The 3,384-nt window shown below is 72.5% G+C and carries 4 protein-coding genes; 3 read left to right on the top strand and 1 reads right to left on the bottom strand.

From position 1 onward, the window contains the following. Together ACZ56B_RS32670 and ACZ56B_RS32665 are read left to right on the top strand one after the other, a co-directional pair. Window positions 1-74: adenosylhomocysteinase (locus tag ACZ56B_RS32670; RefSeq protein WP_468798669.1), on the top strand; the 74-nt coding region annotated here is incomplete at its 5' end. A 154-nt stretch (window positions 75-228) separates the two neighbouring features. Beyond that, window positions 229-843: a hypothetical protein gene (locus tag ACZ56B_RS32665; protein WP_468798666.1), complete on the top strand. Its 615-nt coding sequence runs from the start codon at window positions 229-231 to the stop codon at window positions 841-843. A 19-nt stretch (window positions 844-862) separates the two neighbouring features. Here the strand turns inward: ACZ56B_RS32665 and ACZ56B_RS32660 are convergent, their stop codons facing one another. Continuing rightward, window positions 863-1,873: an RDD family protein gene (locus tag ACZ56B_RS32660; RefSeq protein WP_468798663.1), complete on the bottom strand. Its 1,011-nt coding sequence runs from the start codon at window positions 1,871-1,873 to the stop codon at window positions 863-865. Window positions 1,874-1,999: 126 nt separating this feature from the next. Here ACZ56B_RS32660 and ACZ56B_RS32655 point away from each other — a divergent pair, with 126 nt between their 5' ends. Then, a complete protein-coding gene (locus tag ACZ56B_RS32655; RefSeq protein ID WP_468798660.1) occupies window positions 2,000-3,007 on the top strand; it encodes a stage II sporulation protein M in 1,008 nt (335 codons plus the stop codon). The last annotated feature ends 377 nt before the right edge of the window (window positions 3,008-3,384 follow it).

Below are 3,384 nucleotides of genomic sequence, written 5' to 3'. Positions count from 1 at the left end.
TGCGCCCGGAGCAGGCGGAGTACATCGGGGTGAAGGTCGAGGGCCCGTACAAGCCCGACCACTACCGCTACTGAGCCCACGCTCCCGCCGGGCGGGCGCGTCCGCACCCCGGACGCGCTCCCCGGCAGCAGGTCCTCCGAAGCAGGCCCCCGCACCCCCGTGCCGGGGGCCTGCCCCGTCGGTGGACCGGCGCCCGGCCGGCCCAGCCCGTCACGACCCAGGACCCCCATGCCCCGCGGCCGTTATTCGCTCCACGATCCGCACGATCGCACCCCCCTCGCAGAAGAGCACTTCCACTGCGCCCCCGGCCCCTCCGGCTGGCGCTACGTCTCCCAGCTCACCGCCCCCTCCGGCGATCACCTGGGCTCGGTCGACCTCGCCCTCGACGACCTCGGCCGCCCCCTCCGCCTCGAACTCCACGCCGCGAGCTGGCAGGTCCGCGGCGCCGCCCTCGACGGCGTCACCTGGGTCCGCACGGACCCCACCGGGACCCACGCCACCGAAGGCAATGTGCGCGCCCACGCCTTCACCGGCTCGTCCCCCGCGTTCCTCGTCGCTACCACCCGTCTCCTGCGCCTCACCCCCTCGGCACCGGCCACCCGCGTACGCCTCGTCGCCTTCACGGACCCGGTCCTCGCCCCGCGCACCGTGGACCAGTCCTGGCAACTGGTGGAAAGAGAAGCACACGCCACTGACAACGGCCCCCTGACCGTGGACGCGTACCAGGTCACAGCCCTGGACACCGGCGAGCGGCACACCGTGCACATCGCCGGGGACGTGGTCCTCGCCGCCCCCGGAGTCGAACTGGAGGACCTCGCGTCACCACCGTCGGTCTTCGACTGAACGGCGGGCCAGGCGCGGCCTACGACGGTGGTACGAACCCCGTCGAGGGACGGTCGGCCGGTGCCGCGTCCCGCTGCGCGCCGGCCGGGTCCTCCCTCCCCGGCGCGTCCACGTCCTCCGCGGAGGCACGCGCCGACGCCGCCCCGGGCGGCACGGCCCGCGGACCGGCCGACGGAACCGCCGGCCGTACGTCCGGCGGCACGTCCGCGGGGGGACGAGCGGGCGGGGAGTAGGGCCCCGCCGGTCCGGCGGGACCGGCGGGACCGCCCCCCGCGACCGCCTCGCTGCCGAAGGCCCGGCGGGCCTCCCGGACCTGCCGCTCCTGCACCACCGCCGCCAGATACGCGGCCGGCGGCACCCCCGGAGGCACCGGAGCCCCCGTACGGTCCGCCAGGTCCGCCGCCAGCCGCTCCGCCATCGTCCAGCCGACCTGCGGATCCAGCTGCCCCATCCGCGTCAGGTACTGCCGGACGGCGAGCCACAGACCGTCGGGCACCGCCGACAGGTCGAGCCCCGAGAACCGCCCGGCCAGCCACGGAGGCGGCGGCGGTACGAAGCCGTCCCGTCCGACCGGTACCCGCTCCCGCACGACGAGGGTCCCCGCGAACACGTCCCCGAGGCGCCGGCCACGGGCCGACACCAGAGAGGCGGTGCAGGCCACGACCCCGAACGTCATCAGGATCTCGATCACACCGAGCAGCCCCCGCACCAGCGCGTGCCGGAACCGGATCGGCCCCCCGTCGTCCCGCACCACCCGGAGCCCGCACGCCATCTTCCCGAGCGACCGCCCGTGACTGAGCGTCTCGACCGCGATCGGCGCGCCCACCAGCACGAGGACGAACACCGCGATCGACAGCGCCGTCTGCGCCGCCTCGTCCAGAGAAGCCGTGGAAGCCACCAGGGCGATGGTCACGACGATGTAGACCGCCATGGCCGCCGCCAGGTCGAGCAGCACGGCCAGCGCCCTGCTGGGCAGCCTCGCGGGGCGTAGTTCCAACGCCACCGCCTCGCCCGTCACCAGCTCACTCACACCCGCCGCCCTTTCCTGGCCTGCCCCGAACACCGCCAGTCTGCCAAGCTGAGGACACATCGCACCGCAGTACGACGAGCTGATCAAGCAGATCATCGATCCAGCAGCCGAGGAGCAGGCACACCGATGGACCTCGACGTCTTCGTCTCCGCCCACCGCGCGGAGTGGGACCGCCTCGACGCCCTGCTCCGGCGGCAGCGCCGTCTCACGGGTGCGGAAGCCGACGAGCTCGTCGTCCTCTACCAGCGCACCGCCACCCACCTCTCCCTGATCCAGTCGGCCGCACCGGATCCCCGGCTGACCGGCCGGCTCAGCCAGCTGGTGGCACGCGCACGGAGCGCGGTCACGGGCGCCCGGCGCGCGTCCTGGCAGGACGCCACCCGCTTCCTCGTCCACGGCTTCCCGGCGGCCGTGTACCGGTCACGCCACTGGTGGGTGCCCACGGCCCTCCTCTCCGTCGCCGTCGCGGCACTGCTCGGCTGGTGGATAGGAACCCACCCCGAAGTACAGGCGTCCATCGCGGCCCCCGACGAACTGCGTGAGCTCACCCGCCCCGGCGGTCAGTACGAGACGTACTACTCGAGCCATCCCGCGACCTCCTTCGCCGCCCAGGTCTGGACGAACAACGCGTGGGCCGCCGCCCTCTGCCTGATCCTGGGCGTCTTCCTGGGCCTGCCGGTCCTCTGGATCCTCTTCCTGAACATGCTCAACCTGGGCGTCGGCTTCGGCCTGATGTCCTCCGCCGGCCGCCTCGACACCTTCCTCGGCCTCGTCCTGCCCCACGGCCTTCTGGAACTGACCGCGGTCTTCGTCGCCGCGGGAACCGGCCTCCGCCTCGGCTGGACCGTCATCGACCCGGGGCCCCGCACCCGCCGCACGGCACTCGCGGAGGAGGGCCGAGCAGCCCTGGCCATGGCGATCGGCCTCGCTCTGGTCCTCTTCGTCTCCGGCGCGATCGAAGGCTTCGTCACCCCCTCGGGACTGCCCACCTGGGCACGCATCACCATCGGGGTCGTCGCCGAGGCGGCCTTCCTGGTCTACGTCTACGTCCTGGGCGGACGTGCGGCACGCGCCGGGGGGACCGGGGACCTGGACGCAGCCGAGCGCAGCGCCACCGTCCCGACGGCGGCCTGATGTGCACGACGGTCCGTTCAGCTGCTAGTCTCCTCTTCGCCCCCACGGGAGCCGTTGACACGGAGACCGCGGGGAGGTAGATTCAAACAGTTGCCTGGAGATGGGTTCTGACCCGGAGGGCGACGGTCACATCTACCAGCTTCCTGGAACACGGATTTCGGAGAAGCTCCTCCCGATGAATCAGAAGCGAAGGTCGGTCAATCCGCCCCGGAAGTTCTGATAAAGTCGGGGCCGCCGGAAAGGGAAACGCGAAAGCGGGACCCCGGAAAGCACCGAGGAAACCGGACCGGAAAGGTCTGGTAGAGTCGGAAACGCAGGACCGAAGGGAAAGCGCCCGGAGGAAAGCCCGCGAGGGCGAGTACGAAGGAAGCGTCCGT

Source organism: Streptomyces sp. NPDC034670 (assembly GCF_055574875.1).
The sequence above is the reverse complement of the archived record's forward strand: the minus strand, read 5'-3'. Positions and strand labels throughout refer to the sequence as shown.

Excerpts from the sequence above, each read along its gene's own strand:
- ACZ56B_RS32655 (WP_468798660.1), top strand. The coding sequence starts at position 2,000 with ATGGACCTCGACGTCTTCGTCTCCGCCCACCGCGCGGAGTGGGACCGC.
- ACZ56B_RS32665 (WP_468798666.1), top strand. The coding sequence starts at position 229 with ATGCCCCGCGGCCGTTATTCGCTCCACGATCCGCACGATCGCACCCCC.